This is a genomic window from Blautia caccae (assembly GCF_040095955.1).
In the GTDB taxonomy this organism is placed as follows: Bacteria; Bacillota; Clostridia; order Lachnospirales; family Lachnospiraceae; genus Blautia; species Blautia celeris.
In genome coordinates this window covers 55,341-74,902 of sequence record NZ_JBBMFP010000023.1, presented here as the reverse complement: position 1 = coordinate 74,902, position 19,562 = coordinate 55,341, and the positions used below count along the sequence as shown (strand labels likewise).

The window sequence follows — 19,562 nt, the reverse complement described above, 5'->3', positions numbered from 1 at the left end:
TTTTAGTTTATTTGGTTTGTTCCAGATTCTCGATCATCTGCTTGAAAAACCGTTTCATAAGACAAATCTCGCTCTCTGAAAAGCCGCGGAAAATGGCATTTTCGCTGTCTTCCACCATTTTCTGAACATTTTCATTGAGTTCACGTCCCTTGGGGCTGAGATAAATGCGGCTCATGCGCTGGTCCTTCTCATCCGCCCTGCGGATAATAAGCCCTGACTTCTCCATCCTTTTAATGGAGACTGCCACAGTCGGAGGTTTTATCTTCATCTCCTCCGAAATCTGCCGCTGGCTCAATCCTTCTTTTTTTCCCAGCAGATGAAGCATCGGCACCTGCCTGGGATGCACATCCATCTCCCGCAGCGCCTCATAGGCCCTGCCAAAATACATATGGGTTGTTTTTATAAACAGACTCTGCAGGCTGTCTTCATTACCACACATCATTTCTTCCGCCTCCCTTCTCATTAGTTAGTCGACTAACTTAGTTTATCCCAACATTTATCATTTTTCAATATAAAGCTTTATATTTTATCCTTTTTTTATAATTTCTTTATCTTATTTTATTAGCCGGCTAATCTTTTTGTTACACCGAAGAATTAAAAAAAGCCGAAAAAAGGCACCGTGCGGATGACTTTTTCGTCAATCGCACGATGCACTTTTGTAAATGCCACTCTTTTCTTCGTCATGCTTTTTCTCTGGAAAGCGCAGGCCACATAATACACAGCATAGTAACAAAACAGGCAGTACCGCCGATAAAATTAGAGATGGGTTCCGCTAAAAATACACCGTTCACCCCAAGGTCTGCCACGTGGGGCAGAATGAGGGTGAGGGGCACCACGATCACTGCCTTCCTGAGCAGGGAAAAGAAGATTGCCTGCTTTGCCTTTCCAAGCCCGGTAAAGACAGTCTGACCGGAAAACTGCAGGGACATGAAGCAGAATCCAAAGAAATAAATCCTCATGGCATGGACACCTGCCTCCATCAGCTCCCCGCTTCCATTGAAAATAGCAATAAAGGCGCCGGGCACCAGCATGGTGAGGATCCAGACCACCGTGGTATAGCCGATACAGATCACGGACATGAATTTGATTCCCTGCTTCACCCGGCTGTATTTTCCCGCGCCGTAATTAAAGCCTATTACGGGCTGGGCCCCCTGGGTAAATCCATTGACCGGGACGCTTAAGACCTCCCTCACGGAATTGATAATGGTCATAACTCCAACATAGATATCCCCGCCAAAATTCTGCAGGGTGACATTGCAGACGATCTGCACCATACAGTTGGTAGCCTGCATGATAAAGCCGGACAGCCCAAGAGCCAGAATGTCCTTTACATAGGACAATTTCAGTCTCATACATCCTGCCCTGAGACGAAGAAGTGTTCTTGGTCCGGTCAGGAAACGAACGATCCACAGAGCTGACACCGCCTGGGAGATGACCGTGGCGATTGCCGCCCCGCGCACGCCCATGTGGAATAAAAAAATGAACACAGGGTCCAGCACAATATTGATCACAGCGCCGATCAGCACGGTCAGCATACCGATCCTGGCAAATCCCTGACAGTTGATAAATCCATTCATCCCCATACTGATCATGACAAATACACTGCCCAGCAGATATATACTGATGTAATCGTCCGCATATGGGAAAGTAGCCTCACTTGCGCCCAGCGCATATAGAAGAGGCCGTTTTACCGCAAGCCCCAGAATAATAATAAGGATACCGGCAATGACCACCAGGGCAAACGCATTGCCCATGATCACTTCCGCTTTGTCATCCTCCTGTTTTCCTCTCGCAATGGAGCAGAGCGGCGGCCCGCCGGTTCCAATCAGAAAGGCAAATGCCATGACAACCGTAATGATCGGAAAGGAAACCCCCACACCGGTCAGCGCCGAGGAATCCGCCCCCGGGATACGTCCTATGTACATTCGGTCTACAATACTATAGAGCACGTTGATGAACTGCCCCACCATAAGCGGCAGAGAAAGTCTTAAAATATTCCCGGGGATACTGCCCCGGGAAAAATCATGCTCCTCATTATGTGCCTCATGCAGTTTTTTTATCCATTGCATTCTTTCCTACACTTCCTTTCACCGGGAACGGCCCATAGCCCCTGCGTTTCCCAGCTTTCCCGTATTATACAGATACATCCAGACTGCCATGGCACAGATGATCAAATATCCCAGGATACTGAGCACGTCCGGCACCTGTGAAAACAGGATAAAGCCCAGAACTGCCGAAAAAATAACCTGAGAATAATCATAAACCGAAATCTCCTTGGCAGGCGCAAAACAATAAGCGGCTGTAATGGAGAACTGCCCCCCTGCCGCCGCTGCTCCCGCCAGAAGCAGATACAAAAGCTGCATATGGCTCATGGGATGGTAGAAGAAAAGCAGATACGGAAGCGTCACCAGACAGGAAAAACAGGAAAAGAAAAACACAATAAACGGCCCTTTCTCTCCCCTGCCTCCCAGCACGCGCACCATAGTATAAGCCAACCCTGCCGCCATTCCCCCTGCAAGTCCAATAAGGGCAGGCAGAAAGCTCATTCCCGTCCCCGTAGGCTTAACGATCATAAGACTTCCCGCAAAGGCCAGGATCACAGCTCCCACCTGCAGTTTATTCGGTTTTTCTTTCAGCAGGAACAGACTGAAGATTATGGCAAAAAACGGGGACATCTTATTGAGCATGGAGGCATCTGCCAGCACCAGATGATCCACCGCGTAAAAATTACATAAAATACCTGCTGTGCCGAAAACCGCACGGCACAGCAGATATTTCATATTTCCTTTTTTTCCTGAATACCAGGCTTTATTTTTTATCAGTATGGAACCTGCAAAGGCTGCTGCCACCAGATTCCTGAAAAAACTCTTCTGCACAGACGGCAGGTCCCCTGACAGACGCACAAAGGTGTTCATCAGCGCAAAACAGAAGGCTGCCATGAGAATGCAGAGAATTCCCTTTTGTCTCTGTTTCATTCTATCTGCCTCTTTCAGAGTTTCTGATGATAACCGTCCAGGAAATCAGCCAGTTTATTGGCTGCACTTTTCAGTTGTTCCAGATTCGGCAGATACACAATACGGAAATGATCCGGCTCTCCCCAGTTAAATCCTTTTCCATGAGTCAGAAGCACCTTCTTCTCTTTCAAAAAGTCCAGGACAAACTTCTCATCATCCAGAATATGAAAACGCTTTGTATCTATTTTGGGGAAAATATAGAAAGCCGCTTTTGGCTTCACAGCCGACAGACCGGGAATATCATTGACTGCCTTGTAAATATATTCCCTCTGCTCATAGATGCGCCCTCCCGGCTGCAGGTATTCCTGTACACTCTGAAAACCGCCCAGGGCTGTCTGTACAATAGACTGTGCCGGAACATTGGAGCAGAGACGCATGTTGGACAGCATATTCAGCCCTTCGATATATCCCTTTGCCCTCTCTTTCGGCCCGCTTAAGACCATCCAGCCGCAGCGGAATCCGGCCACCATGTGGGATTTTGAAAGGCCGTTCATGGTAACACAGAACACGTCCGGTGCCAGGGCAGCGATGGAATGATGCACCACCCCGTCCATGGTCAGGCGGTCATAGATTTCATCAGAGAAAATCATCAGATCATGCTCTCTTGCCAGCGCAGCGATCTCCTCCAGCACTTCCTTGGGATAGACAGCTCCCGTCGGATTGTTTGGATTGATGATCACAATGGCTTTTGTCTTATCCGTAATCTTGCTGCGCATATCCTCAATATCCGGATACCAGTCTGCCTGTTCATCACAGATATAATGCACAGCCTTTCCTCCTGCCAGCGTCACACAGCCGGTCCACAGCGGGTAATCCGGGGAAGGTACCAGAATCTCATCCCCGTCATCAATAAGCCCCTGAGTCACCATGTTGATAAGCTCGCTGACACCATTCCCTGTATAGATGTCTTCCAGGGCCACGTCTTTTATGTTCTTGATCTGACAGTACTGCATGATCGCTTTTCTGGCAGCAAATATCCCATGGGAATCTGAATATCCCTGAGAGTCCCGGAGTGTGTAGATCATATCCAGTATCACTTCCTCCGGTGCTTTGAAACCAAAGGGTGCCGGATTTCCTATGTTTAATTTCAGCACATCAATGCCGCTCTCCTGCATCCGGTTGGCCTCATCCAGCACCGGTCCCCGGACATCATAGCAGACGTTGTCTAATTTTGAAGATTTATCAAAAGTTCTCATGTTATTCTCCTCTCCGCTTTTCCCATTCTATTCCTGTGGGATCGTGATTTATGTTATATTGCACTGCAGATGTTATTGTTGAAAATTTTATCACTTCGCCGTGGAAAACGCAAGCGGCATGATGCTTTTTATGTGGTAAATAGTGCTGTGTTGACTGCCGGTTAGAAGGGATATATACCCGGACGCCGAACCTGGCTGCAGGCTTCCCCGCACGGACGGGAGCAGAGAACTTACAAGCTAATGCGTAAGCCGCACTAAGTTCATCGCCTTAGGGCTCTTCACTAAGTGCTTGCTAACGCATGGATCTTGTAAGCTTCTCTGGACGCTCCTAAACGCCCGTGCGGGGAAGCCTGCGGCCAGGTTCGGCTGACTTTGTATGTGGAACAGTTGATAAGTGGGAAATAATTGGAACACGAAAAATGTTGCGAACTGCATTGGAGATCCTGCCGGATAAATTCCTGATAACAGGACAGAATAATGCTCATTCTTTTTTATGACTTCATATAAGTTTGGTATTTCGATATGATATGGTATGTAAATTCGGAATCATTTTAATGGCGAATTTAAGCTGCTACAAATAAATGAGTTTATCATTTAAGAAATTATAGGTAAATATAAGAGACTTTTAAAATGTAATTCCAGATATTGCATATGATTTTTTTACTTAAGACAAAAATTATGGGTAAATTATTATGATTCTTGTCAAAACCTCTTTATTATTACATATAGCCCTGATATTTCTATTGAACTTATAGGTAAATACAGGAAATTTCTTTTTCATGCAGTTTATAATCTATTTCGTGGCACAGTTATTCTGGAGGTATATTCCCATATTGAAAAACAGGCGGGTCTGGTCATAAGATTCCCTGTACGGGCGTTTAGGAGCGCTTAGAGAATCTTACGAGATCCACACGCTAGCAAGCACTTAGTGAAGAGCCCTAAGGCGACGAACTTAGTGCGGGTTGCGTGTTAGCTCGGAAGTTCTCTGCTCCCGTCCGTACAGGGAAGCTTATGGCCAGACCCGGCGTCCGCCAAATGCCGTTATTCTTCCACATCCATTGTAGCAGCCATCAATTCTTTTGTATAATCAGCCTTCGGACTGGCAAATACCTCCTCCACATTCCCTTCTTCCACAATCTTGCCATCTCTCATCACCATAACCCTGTCACACATCTGATAAATCACATTCAGATCATGAGAAATGAAAAGAACGGAAAACTTCATCTCTTCCTGTAGTTTTATGATCAGTTCCATGATCTGCCGCTGAATGGTAACATCCAGGGCTGACACCGGCTCATCCGCAATGATGAACTGTGATTCCTGGAGAAGAGAAACCGCGATACTCACTCTCTGCCGCTGGCCGCCGGATAATTCCCGGGGACGGCGTTTCAGGTGTTCTTTGGAAAGCCCTGTCTTTTCTGCCATGGCAAGGACTTTCCTGCGCCGCTCCTCTTTTGGTATTTTCTGCATGCGCAGCGGCTCCTCCAGGATCCATGCCACACGTTTTGAAGGGTTGAGGGAGGAATAGGGGTCCTGGAAGATCATCTGGGGATTCCCGGTGTGATGTATGATCTCACCATCCTGCACTTTTACAAATCCCAGGATTGCTTTGGAGAGTGTGGTTTTTCCGCATCCGCTCTCTCCGACCAGACCCAGAATCTCGTTTTTATGGACCGTAAAATCAATGTCCTTCAGCACCTGCTGTTCTTTTTTGCCTTCACGGTAAGATGCACTTACGTGTTTTACTTCCAGTACAGGTTCCATTATGCCCCGCCCCTTTCCTGTTTTGCTGCTGACCGCCTTCTGAGAGAAGTTCTTCTGGTTGGTATGGCTGCCAGGAGTTTTTTTGTATATTCCATGGAAGGATGCTCAAATATCTCCTGCACACTTCCCTGTTCCACAGCTTTTCCCCGGTTCATGACAATAACACGGCTGCATAGATGACGGATAACACCCAGGTCATGGGAGATAAAGAGAATTGCGGTTCCCTGTTCCCTGTTGATTTTCTGAAGGAGCTTTAAGATCTGGGCCTGTATGGTCACGTCCAGTGCTGTGGTGGGCTCATCCGCAATCAGAAGCTTGGGCCCCATCACAAGAGCTGCCGCGATCATGACACGCTGACGCATGCCGCCTGAGAGCTGATGGGGATATTTGTCATACAGAAGCTCCGGATTGGGAAGCTCCACGTTTTTCATCATCTGCAGTGCCTTTTCTTTTCGTTCCCGGGCACTGAAATGGCTGTGAATTCGCATGGCTTCCTCCACCTGCTCTCCGATTGTCATGACCGGATTCAGGGATGTCATGGGTTCCTGGAAAATAATGCCGATCTCTCTGCCCCGTATTTTCCACAACTCTTCTTTTTGCATCTTCAGAATATCTCTGCCCTGAAACAAAATCTCTCCTCTGGGCATTTTGGCATGTTCGCCCAAAAGACCCATGACAGAAAGGGCCGTCTGCGTTTTGCCTGAACCGGATTCCCCTACGATTCCCAGTATTTCCCCTTCCTCCATGGAAAAAGAAATGTTCTCCACAATTTTTGTGGGCGGTACGGTATCATGAAATTCAATTGCCAGATTTTTTATTTCCAGTAATGCCATATTACTTCCCGCCTTTCTTCTGCAGCCCGTCACTTAACAGGGAAAATCCCAGTGCCAGGAGGATAACCGCCACCCCGGGAAAAAGAGCGCACCAGGGCGCTGTCGCCAGATATGCCTGGGACTCAGACAGCATTCTTCCAAGACTGGCATCCGGAGGCTGCACACCGATTCCCAGATAACTCATGCCCGCCTCAGCCAGCACCGCGTTGTTAAATCCAATGGCAGCCGTAGCCAGAACAGTTGGCAGGGTATTGGGAAGGATGTGTATAAACATGATCCGCAGATGAGAAGCTCCCATAAGCCTTGCACTTTTCACATAATCCATTTCCCTCTGGGATATAAATTCACTTCTCGTCATCCTGGCAAAGCTGGGAATGAACACAACACCAAGGGCCAGGATCACATTGTATTTTCCAGGTCCTAAGATACTGATGAATACCAGGGCCAGCAAAATACTTGGAAAAGAGACAACCGCATCATTAAAACGCATAAGGATCTCATCCAGCCATCCGCCAAAATATCCGGTAAACGCCCCCACCAAAAGGCCGATTCCGCCCCCGATCATAACGGTCGCCGCGCCCACAAAAAAGGTGGTGCCTGTTCCTTTCATGACACGGCTTAAAATATCACGCCCAAACTGATCGCATCCAAATAAGTGCGCCAGGGAAGGTGCCGCGAATTTAGCGCCGCCGCTCATGGCGTCAGGATCATAAGGCGTGTACAAAAGGCCAATCAGCAGAAATAACAGCATGAATCCTGCCAGAGAGGCACCGATGATCAGATTGCCCGACTTGTTTTTTCTGTCTTTTCTCATCTTCTCTCCTCCTGTCTAAGCATCCATGCGTATCCGCGGGTCTATTTTTCCGTATAAAATGTCAACCGTAAAATTGATGAGCACCACCATTGCTGCAATCAGCACAATGATTCCCTGGACGACAGGATAATCCCTGTTGGAAATGGAGGTGATCAGCAGGCTGCCCATGCCGGGAATGGTAAACACCTGCTCCAGAATAATGCTGTTTGCCATAATATCCGCAATGGTCATAGCCCAGAACGTGAGCACCGGAATCAGTGCATTTTTCAGCACATGCCTGCCGAGGACACGCCCTGTCCTGTTTCCGCGGCTGTAAGCAGTGCGCACATAATCCATGTGAAGCTGGGTGATCACGGAACTGCGCAGCATTTTCACCGCCATTGCACTTTTTGGAAGAGCGATGGCTATGCTGGGCGCTATGAGGTAGGCTAAAAATCCGCCAAAATTTTCGGATGGGGAGACATAGGCTCCAGGTGTGAACCATTTAAGCACCAGTCCGAATACATATGTGATCAAAATACCCAGAAAAAAACCGGGAACCGACATGACCACCTGATTACATGTCATGAGAAAACGGTCAAGCATCCCGCCCTCATGGCTGGCAGTAAAAATGCCGAGAGGTATGGAAAACAGCAGGATGATAAAAAATCCCATGAGTACCATGGTAAGATTGACAGGTATTTTATCCGCGATCATCTCCTGCACCGGCATGGAATAACTGTAGGACTCACCCATGTCTCCTGTTACAAAATCTTTCAGCCACAGGCCGTAGCGGACCAGAACCGGTTTATCCAGGCCCATCTCATGCTGCAGTGCCTCTACCTGTTCCTTTGTGGCCTCTGTTCCCAGTTTTGATTTTGCCGCATCACCGGGGATCACGGAAAAAGCCATAAAGGACAGAAAAGAGACAATTAACAATGTTATAATGAGAGTTCCTGTTTTTTTCACAATATATTTCATTCTGTCTTTCTCCTTTTCCGTGTATGTTTCCCCGGTACATCCGGCCGGGCTTTATTTTACTTTGTAGATTTTTGCCAGATCCAGAACGTACAGCGGATAGAATTCAAAACCACTGTATGACTTTCTGAGAGCAACCTCTGAAGCCATATCCTGAATGTAGACATTTGCCGCGTCATCTGCAAGAATGGTTTCCATCTTCTTGTAGAGTTCTGTCTGTTCTTTATCGTCTGTGCTTTTCTTTACCTGCTGATAGAGTTTATCATACTCTTCATTATGAAAGTTAATGAAATTTTTAGAAGAATCAGAGGTAAAACGCTCCAGCAGAGCACGGCCGCTTAAATAAGCTGCGTCCACACCGACTACTGTAGACTGGAATTTCCTGTCGCCGTAAACATCGCTGAGCCAGCTGTCCCATTCCACAAGCTGGATCTTGGCATTGACACCAATCTGTTTTAACTGCTCCACCAGTATCTGGGCAGTGTCCACATGCTGCTGATAGTTGGATGGCACTGTGATCGTCATGTCAAATCCGTCCGGGTATCCGGCTTCCGCAAGCAGGGCTTTGGCTTTACCTGCATCCTGCGGATATTTGTCTGCCAGCTCCGGCATGTAGTATTTGTCAAATGCAGGGAACATACTGCTGCCGATTATGGTTCCTTTTCCGTCCGCGATCATATCAAGCACATCCTGGCGGTTCACTGCATAGCAGAGTGCCTGACGTACTTTTACGTTGTCAAAGGGTGCCTCTCCATTGTTCAGGTATAATGCCTGCACCAGATTCATGCCGCCTTCATAGATGGTAAAATCCTCACCTTTAAGCTGGGCAGACTGGTTGGAATCAATGCGTGCTACCATATCCAGAGAGCCGCCCTTTAATCCGGTCACAATAGCATTGCTGTCACTTACCACCTTGAAGGTGACCTCATCCAGATATGCCTGGTTTTCCGTATCCCAGTAGTCTGCGAATTTTTTGATCTTAATATTCTCCTGGGGAGACCGGGATGCATACATAAAGGGACCTGTGCCCACAGGGTTGGTCGCCAGATCCTGGGCATCTTTGGGAATGACAGCCACAATGAGGTAGGCCAGAAATTCTGTGTCAGCTTCTTTTAAATGGATGACAATGGTTTTGTCATCGGGGGTTTCGACGTTTTCCACATTAGAAAACGCCGCTATCAACGGTTCTGTTCCTTCCGTGATACCGGCGCATCGCTCGATCGAATATTTCACATCGTCTACGGTAACGTCCGCTCCATTGTGGAATTTTACGCCCTCACGAAGTGTAAAGGTGTAAGTCTTGCCGTCCTCTGAAATGGTGTGCGACTGGGCTACTGCATCGATGTAATTGCCTTTTTCATCAGGCTTTACTAAGCCTTCATAAATGTTGAATAGGACTTCTTTTGTTCCTGCCGCTACCGATTTGTGTGGGTCAAGACTATCCTCAATATCCTGAGGAATTCCTACTACAATGGAACCTCCCATGGTTGGTTCCGCTTTTGTTTCTGTGGAACTTTCGTTGTTTTTGGACTCTTTACCGCTTTCCTTTTTGTCTTGGCAGCCGCCGAGTACAATAGTCAGGGTAAGTGCAAAGAGAAGTGTTGGTATTAATCTTGCTCTTTTCATGGTTTCTCCTTTAAACATTTGAAGTTCCCTCATTATTTAATTGTCATGGTTATTGTAGCGGAATGGTGGGGGGATTGCAAGTATTATTTTGGAGACATGGCCAAGGCTGGATCTGCCCGCCGCTCCACGAAACCTATCAATTCAGGATTTTTTTCAATTCGTCCATGAAGGTGTTTACGTCTTTGAACTCACGATAGACAGAGGCGAAGCGGACGTAGGTTACGGCGTCAAGGTCTTTTAGTTTGTCCATGACGATTTCGCCGATTTCGGTGCTGGGGATTTCGCGGTCTTCTTTGTTGAAGATCTCGGTTTCGATCTCATCTATGATTTTTTCAATCTGCTCTACGGAGATGGGGCGTTTGTAGCAGGCACGCATGATGCCGTCCTGGATCTTGGTGCGGTCGTATTGTTCGCGGCTCTGGTCTTTTTTGATAACAACCAGTGGGATCGTCTCTATTTTCTCGTAAGTGGTAAAGCGCTTGCCGCACTCGTCACACTGTCTTCTCCTTCGGATGGAATTATTATCTGGAACCGGTCTGGAATCTATGACGCGGGTGTTGTCTTGATTGCAAAATGGACATTTCATGTAAAGGTCCTCCTTGAACTTATGTTATGTAAAGTTACCTATGGGTAAGTATAGTACATATGGACGTCTTACGTCAATGATTTTCACTTGTATTTTTGTATGTTTTCTGCTAGAATGGCAACAGTTCAGATAAGCTGAACTGCCAAAGACAGTTCGTAACCATCCTGTCTATAAATAAAACTAAGGAGGAAAAAATGAGTATTCAAGAACCAAGTAACCGTTACAGTGTGATACGGGAAAAAAATCCCAGGGAGATTTTACTCCTTCGGGGAAACGGGTGCAAATGGCGCCGCTGCTCCTTCTGTGACTATCATCTGGATTTTTCCAGGGATGAGGAGGCCAATTTCCTTTTAAACGAAAGGGAGCTTGCAAAAGTCACAGGATGTTTTAAGAAACTGGAAGTGATCAATTCGGGAAGTTTTTGTGACCTGGATAAAAAGACTCTGGAACGGATACGCAGTGTCTGCGAGGAAAAAGAAATCCATGAACTGCATTTTGAGTGTCACTGGATGCACAAGGATGAGATTCCAAAGGCACGGGACTTTTTTGCTGAGAAGGGTATCCGCCTGAAGATTAAAATGGGAGTGGAAACCTTTGATTTTGATTTTCGCGAAAAAGTGCTCAAAAAGGGCATTACTGCCGAATCACCACAGGAGATTGCAAAGTATGCGGATGAGGTGTGTCTTTTGTTCGGGCTGACAGGTCAGACGCTCAATTCCATGAAAAAAGATATTGAGACCGGCCTGTCTTTGTTTGAGAGGGTCTGTATCAATATTATGGTAGAAAATTCCACGAAAATGAAACCGGACCGGGATGTGATCCGGCTTTTTGCCGAAAATCTCTATCCTGTTTATATAGGAAATGACCGGGTGGATATCTTAATGGAAAATACGGAATTCGGGGTAGGTGACAAGTATGAGCAATGAGATTTTATTGATTTTATCCCTGGTACTGATTTATAGTTTTGTACTGCTGGCGTATTACTTTTTTGATATTTCCGGTCTGTATGGATGGACTGTTTTTTGTACCATCACAGCCAATATTGAGGTCTTGCTCATGGTGCGTGCTTTCGGCATGGAGCAGACGCTTGGAAACGTGCTCTTTGCCTCGTCTTTTCTTGTAACGGACATCATCAGTGAGATTGGCGGCAAGAAGCAGGCCCAGAAGGCGGTCAATCTGGGAATCTGTACTTCCTGCTGTTTTATATTGATCTCCCAGATGTGGCTTTTATACACCCCCTCTGCCAGTGACTGGGCAAGTCCTGCGTTCCATACCATATTTTCCAATACGCCGCGCCTGCTGTTTGCAAGTCTGCTGGTCTATGCGGTCTCTCAGAAATTTGATGTCTGGGCTTACCATAAATGGTGGGCATTTACAACAAAACGTTTTGGAAACGCAGAGGGATTTTTATGGCTCCGCAACAATGGTTCCACATTGGTGTCACAGCTTTTAAATACTGTTCTGTATACTTTTGGCGCGTTTTGGGGCATGTATCAGTTTCCGGTGCTTCTGCGCATCTGTGTATCCAGTTATGTAATTTTTGTATTTACCAGTCTGCTTGATACACCGTTTGTATATATGGCCCGGCGGATAAAACATAAAAAGGATGGAAATGTGACAAAAAAAGAAAAGGGATATCATTATGGACAAATATCTGGATTATATTCTGGAGCAAATGAAAAATCTGCTGGCAATTGACAGTCCCTCCGGATACACCCAAAAGGCTGCCAATTACCTGATGGCAGAGTATGAACGTCTGGGATACCATCCGCAGAAAACCGTCAAGGGCGGTGTGCTGGTGGATCTGGAAAGCGGCGACGTAAAACACGGTGTTCTCCTGGAGGCACATGTGGACACGCTTGGGGCCATGGTCTCTGAGATCAAGGAAAACGGACGGCTGAAGATTACACCCATCGGCGGGATGAATGCTAATAACGCGGAAGCGGAAAACTGCCGGATCGTCACACGCTTTGACGGCATCTATGAGGGCACCTGTCAGCTTGTCAATGCTTCCATTCATGTAAACGGGGAATATGACAAGACCGGAAGATCATTCGATACTGTGGAAATTGTACTGGACGAACCGGTCACCGATAAAGAGTCCGTGGCTGCGCTTGGTATTTCTACAGGGGATTATGTATGTTTTGAACCCAGGACTGTGATAACAAAATCAGGATATATCAAGAGCCGTTTTCTGGATGACAAACTCAGCGCTGCCATTTTGCTGGGTTACGCAAAATATGTAAAAGATGAAAATGTCTCCCTGAAAAACAGGGTCTATCAGCACATGACCGTCTTTGAGGAAGTTGGCCACGGCGGGGCCGCTTCTGTCCCGGATGGGGTAAAGGATGTGATCTCCGTAGATATGGGATGTGTCGGCAACAGCCTTAGCTGTACGGAACGGCAGGTATCCATCTGTGCCAAGGACAGCAGGGGGCCTTATCACTATGACCTGGTTACATCTTTAGTGAAGACCGCCCGGGATATGGGACTTGCTTATGCGGTGGATGTGTATCCCCATTACGGGTCAGATGCGGATGTGGCGCTGACCGCGGGATATGACGTGCGGCATGGACTGATCGGCGCAGGCGTGTACGCTTCCCATGGATATGAGAGAAGCCACGTGGAGGGAATGAAAAATACCTTTTTACTGCTGAAAGGATATCTTGGATAACCCCGGATCTGCGCTTTTCAGTCCGATTACTACATAAAGAGCTTAGATACGCTCTGATACCTGCAGAATATGTTCATCAATACGACGGACAAGACCGTGGGTATACGCTGAAAAATATTTCTGCCAGAAGGCATATGCGGTCGGGTTCAGACTCTCATAGTCTACACCCAGATACGCATAGCCTTCTTTTTTTAATAAATCAACCGCATAATTAAGAAGGTTCTGAAATACGCCTTTGCCCCGGTGTTCCGAAAGGCAGTACGCTGCTGTTATGTGCAGATACTCCGGAATTTCGGTAATACAGGTTTCACCGGACTGGGAAATTTTCAGGTATGCGCATGGCTGACCTTTATACCTGGATATAAAACATCGTTCTTCTTCTGCTGTAAATGTGCTGCAGAAGTCTTCCTGTGCCGCTGCGGCACGGTTCATGAAAAACGGGCTGCTGTAATAGTGACGCATCAGCATAAGTTCCAGCGGATACGCCAGAGAAATTGTTTCCGGGGTAAGCTCCTCGATTTCATAGTTTTCATTTCGGATACAGGTTATCGGCTCCATGGTTCGGACAGCATCGATACACCGCATGCCAAAACCATAGCGAAAAAACTGCTGCTGCGCCGTTTCATCGTGAGCATATAAGCAGATGCCGTGGCTGACCGCACCGGCTCTGACCCATTTCCGTGCGGCAAACCGGTACATGGCAGCGTATATGTCTGCTCTGTTCTGCCTCACTGCTGCATGAGTGCCCATAGGAGAGAATATCCCTTTGGCATCTGTCGATCCAAACGCATGGTCAAACGGTTCTGTACAGCACAGAAAGCCTGTCATCGTATTGCCTTCGTATGCTGCTGCTCCCAGGCCGTTGTCAGCAAAATATGTTAAGTCGGTTAGTTCCTTGGCACCCGGAAGATCCGGTACCCTGTTCTGCTCCTCTTGGTAGCATGACAGGGCAAGTTTCTTTGCGTTTGCAATATGTTCACGTGTAAAATTGACAATATTCATGTATTCTCCTTATGTTTGATACGGTGCGGCATGACTGCGGTTCACCTTGCTGCCCCAAGGCAGGACTGTGAACCGTCATAGGTATTACTTTTTATGATAATATAAACGGCATACATCATCACCTTTGGCTATGGATCTCAGAAGTTTCAGACGGCCGCCGTAAGCCTCTCCAATGCCGTGGTCGCCGCACATGGCTATGTCGCAGAGTTTCGATATTTCTTCGTCTGTACAGCCGGCTTTCTGCCAGGCTTTTACTAACGGACAGTAATGAAAATCAATGGCCAGCTCTTTGTCTGTGCTTTTTCTGATCTTCATTTCAAATACCCACTGGGCAGGTTTTGTAAATAACTGTTTTCTGAGACCTTTCAGACTATTGGTCCCTCCTTGTTTTACTAACTCCGCCCCCTGCCCCAGGCCACAGCGGCGGATTGCCGCGCTTCCGAAATCTTCCCAGTCAAGCCCTCTTTTTCCGGCTTCATCACAAAGAAGATACAGCCACGCCGCACGCTGTTCAAGCTGTCCTCTGACAGCCTGGATGAGTTTATTCTTGATCTTTGGTTCGTTTTTTATTTTAGATATACAATTTTTTTCCATATTTTTCCCCCCCTGCCTGTTTATTACAAACATAGTTGTCAGTTACCTTAGTCTTACTGTATAATGTCTTACGAATAGATTATAGCATAGGGGGATGTTCGGAAACAATCTGTAACTCCTTTAATCCGTAACTTCTTTCATTTTAATCAATCCAGGAGGAATACAAAATGAAGTGCATCTTTTGCGAATGTATTGAGGACTCACAAATACTGGCTGAAACGGATCATTTTTTTATGGTTTACGATATAAACCCGATTCAAAAAGGCCATTTATTGATCATCTCCAAACAGCATTATGAAAACATCCGGGAAGTTCCGGAATCTGTTTTAACAGAGCTGATTCTGCTTGAGCAGCAGGTGGCAGAGATCATGGAAACAAAGTTTGATATACTAGGTGTTACTATTGTGCAGAATAATGGTCTGGTCATGGATGAAGGAACACATTTTCATGTACATATCATTCCCCGGTATAGAGATGACTGCTTCTGGGAAAATCAGAAAGTAAAATGGCATGAGCTTTTAACGGAACAGCTTTCCTGGCATTTGAAAGAACAGTTTCGTCCATGCATTCATTGACAGGACATGACTGCTTATTATTTATGCTTGTCTGTAGTCTGTTTTGTATACCTATATTTATATTTGCAATCTATATCTTGATATAAACAAATTATTTAATCGTTTTATTCATGAATTAAATTTTCAAAACCTATTGAATTTCACCTGCTAATATGATATATTGTAAATAGAAAAGGAACAACCGTCCAAAGTGGTTTGACCTATGCAAAAGTAGAAAAACCACCCCCGCTCGTCAAAGTTTAAGGGTGGTTTTTCTATGTAAACTAATGACTCATCAAGTAAATGAAAGTCAGTAGTGCGATTAGAAAAATTCCGAACTGCATCAGATCATTAAAACTGAATTTGTTCTTCATGTGCACCACCTCCATTCTCTATAGAATGAAGGTCAAGCCACCCTTTCACACGGTTGTTCCTCAATTTTTATGATATCATATTCATTTTGCATTTGCAATCTATATATTGTCATTTACAACTTTTTATTTCCTCTCTCTTTCCTGAACGTATCCGGCGACATTTCCGTATATTTTTTGAACACTTTTGAAAAATATGTACAGTTCTCAAATCCCAATACGTCAGAAATTTCATATACGAGATAACCCTTCTCCAACATTTCCTTTGCCAGCTCCACCTTCCTCATATTCACATATTCAATAAAATTCTGCCCCATCTCCTTTTTAAATACTGTACTCAGATAGGCACTGGAAACACCGATTTCTCTGGCTGCTTCTGACTGATGTATCTGTGTCCGCAGATGCGTATCAATATAACGAAAAACACTGCAGAGAATCTCAGAACGGCTGCATTTATAATCAATCAAAAACCGCTCATAAAAAGCATCTGTAAATTCCAAAAACCATTTTTCTATTTCTGACAAACTGCTGCTCATCATCAGTGACTGATAATGACAATTATCACCGCGCACTTCAATTTCCTCAATAGCCCCGTTTAATCCCTGGGCAGTCATAGAGAATACCCCAAGCATATCCATAAAAATACGCCGCAGCACATTCATATTTATATACCGTTCTTCATATACAGCCGTGAAAATATGTGTTATAGTCTTTTTTATCTCCTCCCTGTCCAATTCACTTACCGCCTTCTTCAGCTCTGCCTGCATATGCGTCATTCTATTTGGACTGTGTTCTTTCGCCGGTATTTTTTCTGTAAAATAATGTATTCTCTGTTCTTCGTCATAATAGCTCATCATCTGAATCTGCTCTGCAAGGGCAATGGCCCGGTTAATGTCCGTCTCTTCCTTCATGACCCCCTCATAGATTCCCAAATATAACTTTATCAGACAGCGCTGCATCAATATCTGGTAAAGCTCCTCATAAAATTCTCCCGGAAACCGGCTGTCAAACACAAAATAACAGCACTGCGCCCCTTTGTGAATCTGCAGATATTCCTGCCCGCGCTTCTGAAACCACGCTCTGCACTGCTCGGTAACAGAAAATATCCCATCCTGTTTTTCTTTATGGGGCAGAATACACAGAAGCGTCCGGTAAGTCCCCACATCCTGAAAGATGTCTTTTCCTGTGTGGCTGATAATCTCCTCATACCGTATTTCCCGGACACGGAAAAACGGCTGCTTTTCTGCCCTGCATTTCAAAAGAATTTCCTTCAGCTCCTGGGAAGAGAGATTCAGTTTCCGCAGATAATCATATGCCCCCAGCTTCATAGCCTCTTTTACCATCTCAAATTCTTCATTACAGCTTATAACAATAACTTTACAGTCCAGATTATTTTTATTTAAATATTCCAGAATCTGCAGTCCGTTCACTTTCGGTATATTCAGGTCAAGAAGCAGAATGTCCGGATGATTATTTTCTATGGATTGGATTGCTTCCTGTCCATCCTTTGCATCCTCCAGCAGAATAAATCCAAGAGCCTCCCAATCAAGGAGCTGATGCAGGCCGACTCTGGCCAATATCTCATCTTCTATGATCAATACCTTATTCTTCATACCCTTTCCTTTCTGCCCGTGAATGTGCCTGAAATTCCGTTTTCTTTGGAATCCGAATCCATATTTCAAATCCCGCTTTTACCTGTTCATTGAATATCAGCCCATAATTGTCCCCGTACAGCATTTTTAAACGGGAGTTCACATTGTAAAGCCCCATACCGGTAAATGTCCTTTGATTCCTGTGCGGACTTTTCAGCATCTCCTCCACCATATCCTTATCTGCAGAATTTCCGTTGTTAAATATGGAAATCAGAAAATCATGCTCATATTCCACTGCTGAGACAATGATCTGCCCCGCCGTCACATCTTTTACGCCGTGCAGAATAGCATTTTCCACAATAGGCTGCATGGTAAATGCAGGGATTTCGTAGAAATATAAATCCGTGGGGATCACATTATAATACTGAAAAGAATTTCCGAATCTGAATTTCATAATATCCACATAGGCCTCTAAAAGCGCTGTCTCCTGTCCCACTGTTGTCATGCCGTTTCTGTTGTCATAGACACCGTGCAGGATCTCCCCCAGGGATTCCAATGCACGGGAGGTCCTCACATCCTGCTCCTCCCTGGCCATGATTCGGATAGAATTCACGGTGTTGAATATAAAATGCGGAGAGATCTGCGACATCAACATCTCATAATGAGCCTTCTCTTTCAGATGGCTTTCTGTCTTCACCTTTTCAATCAGTTCCTCTATCCTCAGTCCCGCCCTGTTGTAGCTTGCAATAAATTTATGTATTTCCAGAAATGACTGTTCCGGCTCCTGAATCTTCAGGATTCCGTTCTCAGAGTTTTCCAGATTCTCCACCAGATTCGTAAGTGGCCTTGACAGTTTCCTGGAAAAATAAATCATGGTGATTATGGTGGCGGCAATTAAAAGCAGAACCATTCCGAGAATATTTCTGGAAATCCTAAGATTTCCCTCCAGATAGACCCTGGCCGGAACGGCGTACACCAAAGTATTCCCGCCGTGCTCCATAGAAACTGCCATGTACTTATAACCATTTTTCAAAACTCCCTGGATAATGGTATCAGCTTCTTTCCTCCACACAGGTTCCTCTTTTATGAGTAACTGCACCAGCCTATCTTTTTCCCCATTATATTCCATCTGCATTTCCCTGCTGCCGTCAAAAATATAAAAAGTCCCCTCGTCCAGGGGCACCATGGCCTGCGTGAATTTCCCCCATATCTTTGTACCGGAGAGCTGAATGAGAAGAACCCCCAGCTTCTCGCCGGAATAATCCAGCACACTTCTGCCGATGTAGAGATAGCGGTATTCCCGTATAGGATATGTGGTCATCTCTGCAAAAAAATCCTGCAGTTCTGTGCAGAAAGTGGTTTTTCGTCCATTGGATACAATCTGCTGATACCAGTCCTGTCCTTCATAATCTACGGAAGTACGGCTCAGATTGTGTGCACCGATCAGATATCCGGAGTTTGTCAAAATGGCAATTTTGCCCCCCACTGCATTCAGAACTGAGCTTTCCATCTCAGACAGCCTTGCTGACAGCTCTGTCTTAGCCCGATACAGATCATAACTGTCCCCGGAACGAGCCATCGTGTGCAGATTCTCCAATACACTTTTGCTGGTCATCATCATACTGGTAGAGTAGTTGGTCACTTCAATCATCTGATCTCCGTTTGCCTTGATCTGAGACAGAAGTGTTGAATCATAACTGGTCATGTTTTCTGTTGTAACCCTCTGTAAATAAATGTTCAGAAACATAAGTGCCAGACACAACGGCAGGACCACAAAACACCCCATGTACACAATGAGCTGTGTCCTGATACTTTTGTTTTTCAGACTGAAATGTCTGCTTCTTTCCCTCTCCATACGGTATCCGCCCTCTTTTATCCTTCATTCTAATATCTTAAATCTTTTTGTCAACTTTTCGCCTTGTATTCCCATTACTTTCCAGTTCGGCCCATCGCGAAGCTTGTCTGAGCTATATGGCTTTCTCCGC

At 45.7% G+C, this 19,562-nt stretch carries 18 protein-coding genes; 4 read left to right on the top strand and 14 right to left on the bottom strand.

Going from position 1 to position 19,562, the window contains the following annotated elements:
- Window positions 1–7: 7 nt before the first annotated feature.
- The 10 genes from WMO65_RS20730 to nrdR all read right to left on the bottom strand — a co-directional run bounded on the left by WMO65_RS20730 (window position 8) and on the right by nrdR (window position 10,790).
- The gene (locus tag WMO65_RS20730; protein WP_033142651.1) at window positions 8–442 is read right to left on the bottom strand and encodes a MarR family winged helix-turn-helix transcriptional regulator; all 435 of its coding nucleotides are present in this window, start codon (window positions 440–442) and stop codon (window positions 8–10) included.
- Window positions 443–680: 238 nt separating this feature from the next.
- Window positions 681–2,069 (bottom strand): MATE family efflux transporter, encoded by a 1,389-nt coding sequence (locus tag WMO65_RS20725; protein WP_103733035.1) that lies wholly within the window; start codon window positions 2,067–2,069, stop codon window positions 681–683.
- Between the two features lie 18 nt (window positions 2,070–2,087).
- The gene (locus WMO65_RS20720; RefSeq protein ID WP_103733034.1) at window positions 2,088–2,975 is read right to left on the bottom strand and encodes a DMT family transporter; all 888 of its coding nucleotides are present in this window, start codon (window positions 2,973–2,975) and stop codon (window positions 2,088–2,090) included.
- A 14-nt stretch (window positions 2,976–2,989) separates the two neighbouring features.
- Window positions 2,990–4,210 carry an aminotransferase class I/II-fold pyridoxal phosphate-dependent enzyme gene (locus WMO65_RS20715; RefSeq protein ID WP_033142653.1) on the bottom strand — a complete coding sequence of 407 codons (1,221 nt, stop codon included), beginning with the start codon at window positions 4,208–4,210 and terminating at the stop codon, window positions 2,990–2,992.
- A gap of 1,041 nt (window positions 4,211–5,251) precedes the next feature.
- A complete protein-coding gene (locus WMO65_RS20710) occupies window positions 5,252–5,974 on the bottom strand; it encodes an ABC transporter ATP-binding protein (protein ID WP_305144628.1) in 723 nt (240 codons plus the stop codon).
- Entirely contained in the window at window positions 5,974–6,807 is an 834-nt protein-coding gene (locus tag WMO65_RS20705; protein WP_054352299.1) for an ABC transporter ATP-binding protein, read from the bottom strand. The genes WMO65_RS20710 and WMO65_RS20705 overlap by 1 nt, the downstream gene beginning before the upstream one ends.
- Before the next feature lies 1 nt (window position 6,808).
- Window positions 6,809–7,621: an ABC transporter permease gene (locus WMO65_RS20700; protein ID WP_103732814.1), complete on the bottom strand. Its 813-nt coding sequence runs from the start codon at window positions 7,619–7,621 to the stop codon at window positions 6,809–6,811.
- Between the two features lie 15 nt (window positions 7,622–7,636).
- Complete coding sequence (locus tag WMO65_RS20695) at window positions 7,637–8,581, bottom strand: ABC transporter permease (protein WP_148393305.1); 945 nt, start codon at window positions 8,579–8,581, stop codon at window positions 7,637–7,639.
- A gap of 51 nt (window positions 8,582–8,632) precedes the next feature.
- Window positions 8,633–10,204 carry an ABC transporter substrate-binding protein gene (locus tag WMO65_RS20690; protein ID WP_033142675.1) on the bottom strand — a complete coding sequence of 524 codons (1,572 nt, stop codon included), beginning with the start codon at window positions 10,202–10,204 and terminating at the stop codon, window positions 8,633–8,635.
- Between the two features lie 136 nt (window positions 10,205–10,340).
- A complete protein-coding gene (nrdR, locus tag WMO65_RS20685; RefSeq protein ID WP_033142657.1) occupies window positions 10,341–10,790 on the bottom strand; it encodes a transcriptional regulator NrdR in 450 nt (149 codons plus the stop codon).
- A 194-nt stretch (window positions 10,791–10,984) separates the two neighbouring features.
- On the opposite strand from nrdR, the gene WMO65_RS20680 reads away from it, so the two are divergent.
- From WMO65_RS20680 to WMO65_RS20670, 3 genes are read left to right on the top strand one after another with little or no spacing between them, the layout of a single operon-like run.
- Entirely contained in the window at window positions 10,985–11,716 is a 732-nt protein-coding gene (locus tag WMO65_RS20680; RefSeq protein WP_148393306.1) for a radical SAM protein, read from the top strand.
- Window positions 11,706–12,488 (top strand): queuosine precursor transporter, encoded by a 783-nt coding sequence (locus WMO65_RS20675; protein WP_225305274.1) that lies wholly within the window; start codon window positions 11,706–11,708, stop codon window positions 12,486–12,488. Before WMO65_RS20680 ends, WMO65_RS20675 begins: the two co-directional genes overlap by 11 nt.
- Window positions 12,433–13,464 carry a M42 family metallopeptidase gene (locus WMO65_RS20670; protein WP_103732790.1) on the top strand — a complete coding sequence of 344 codons (1,032 nt, stop codon included), beginning with the start codon at window positions 12,433–12,435 and terminating at the stop codon, window positions 13,462–13,464. Before WMO65_RS20675 ends, WMO65_RS20670 begins: the two co-directional genes overlap by 56 nt.
- 42 nt (window positions 13,465–13,506) lie before the next feature.
- Here WMO65_RS20670 and WMO65_RS20665 read toward each other — a convergent pair whose 3' ends face one another.
- The gene (locus WMO65_RS20665) at window positions 13,507–14,466 is read right to left on the bottom strand and encodes a GNAT family N-acetyltransferase (protein WP_103732789.1); all 960 of its coding nucleotides are present in this window, start codon (window positions 14,464–14,466) and stop codon (window positions 13,507–13,509) included.
- 84 nt (window positions 14,467–14,550) lie between these two features.
- Window positions 14,551–15,060 (bottom strand): L-2-amino-thiazoline-4-carboxylic acid hydrolase, encoded by a 510-nt coding sequence (locus WMO65_RS20660; RefSeq protein ID WP_187370656.1) that lies wholly within the window; start codon window positions 15,058–15,060, stop codon window positions 14,551–14,553.
- A gap of 167 nt (window positions 15,061–15,227) precedes the next feature.
- Between WMO65_RS20660 and WMO65_RS20655 the strand changes: the two genes are divergently transcribed.
- A complete protein-coding gene (locus tag WMO65_RS20655) occupies window positions 15,228–15,635 on the top strand; it encodes an HIT family protein (protein WP_148393307.1) in 408 nt (135 codons plus the stop codon).
- Window positions 15,636–16,101: 466 nt separating this feature from the next.
- On the opposite strand, the gene WMO65_RS20650 is transcribed toward WMO65_RS20655, so the two are convergent.
- Together WMO65_RS20650 and WMO65_RS20645 are read right to left on the bottom strand one after the other, a co-directional pair.
- Entirely contained in the window at window positions 16,102–17,598 is a 1,497-nt protein-coding gene (locus tag WMO65_RS20650; protein ID WP_148393308.1) for a response regulator transcription factor, read from the bottom strand.
- The gene (locus tag WMO65_RS20645; protein WP_148393309.1) at window positions 17,588–19,432 is read right to left on the bottom strand and encodes a cache domain-containing sensor histidine kinase; all 1,845 of its coding nucleotides are present in this window, start codon (window positions 19,430–19,432) and stop codon (window positions 17,588–17,590) included. The genes WMO65_RS20650 and WMO65_RS20645 overlap by 11 nt, the downstream gene beginning before the upstream one ends.
- Window positions 19,433–19,562: the final 130 nt, after the last annotated feature.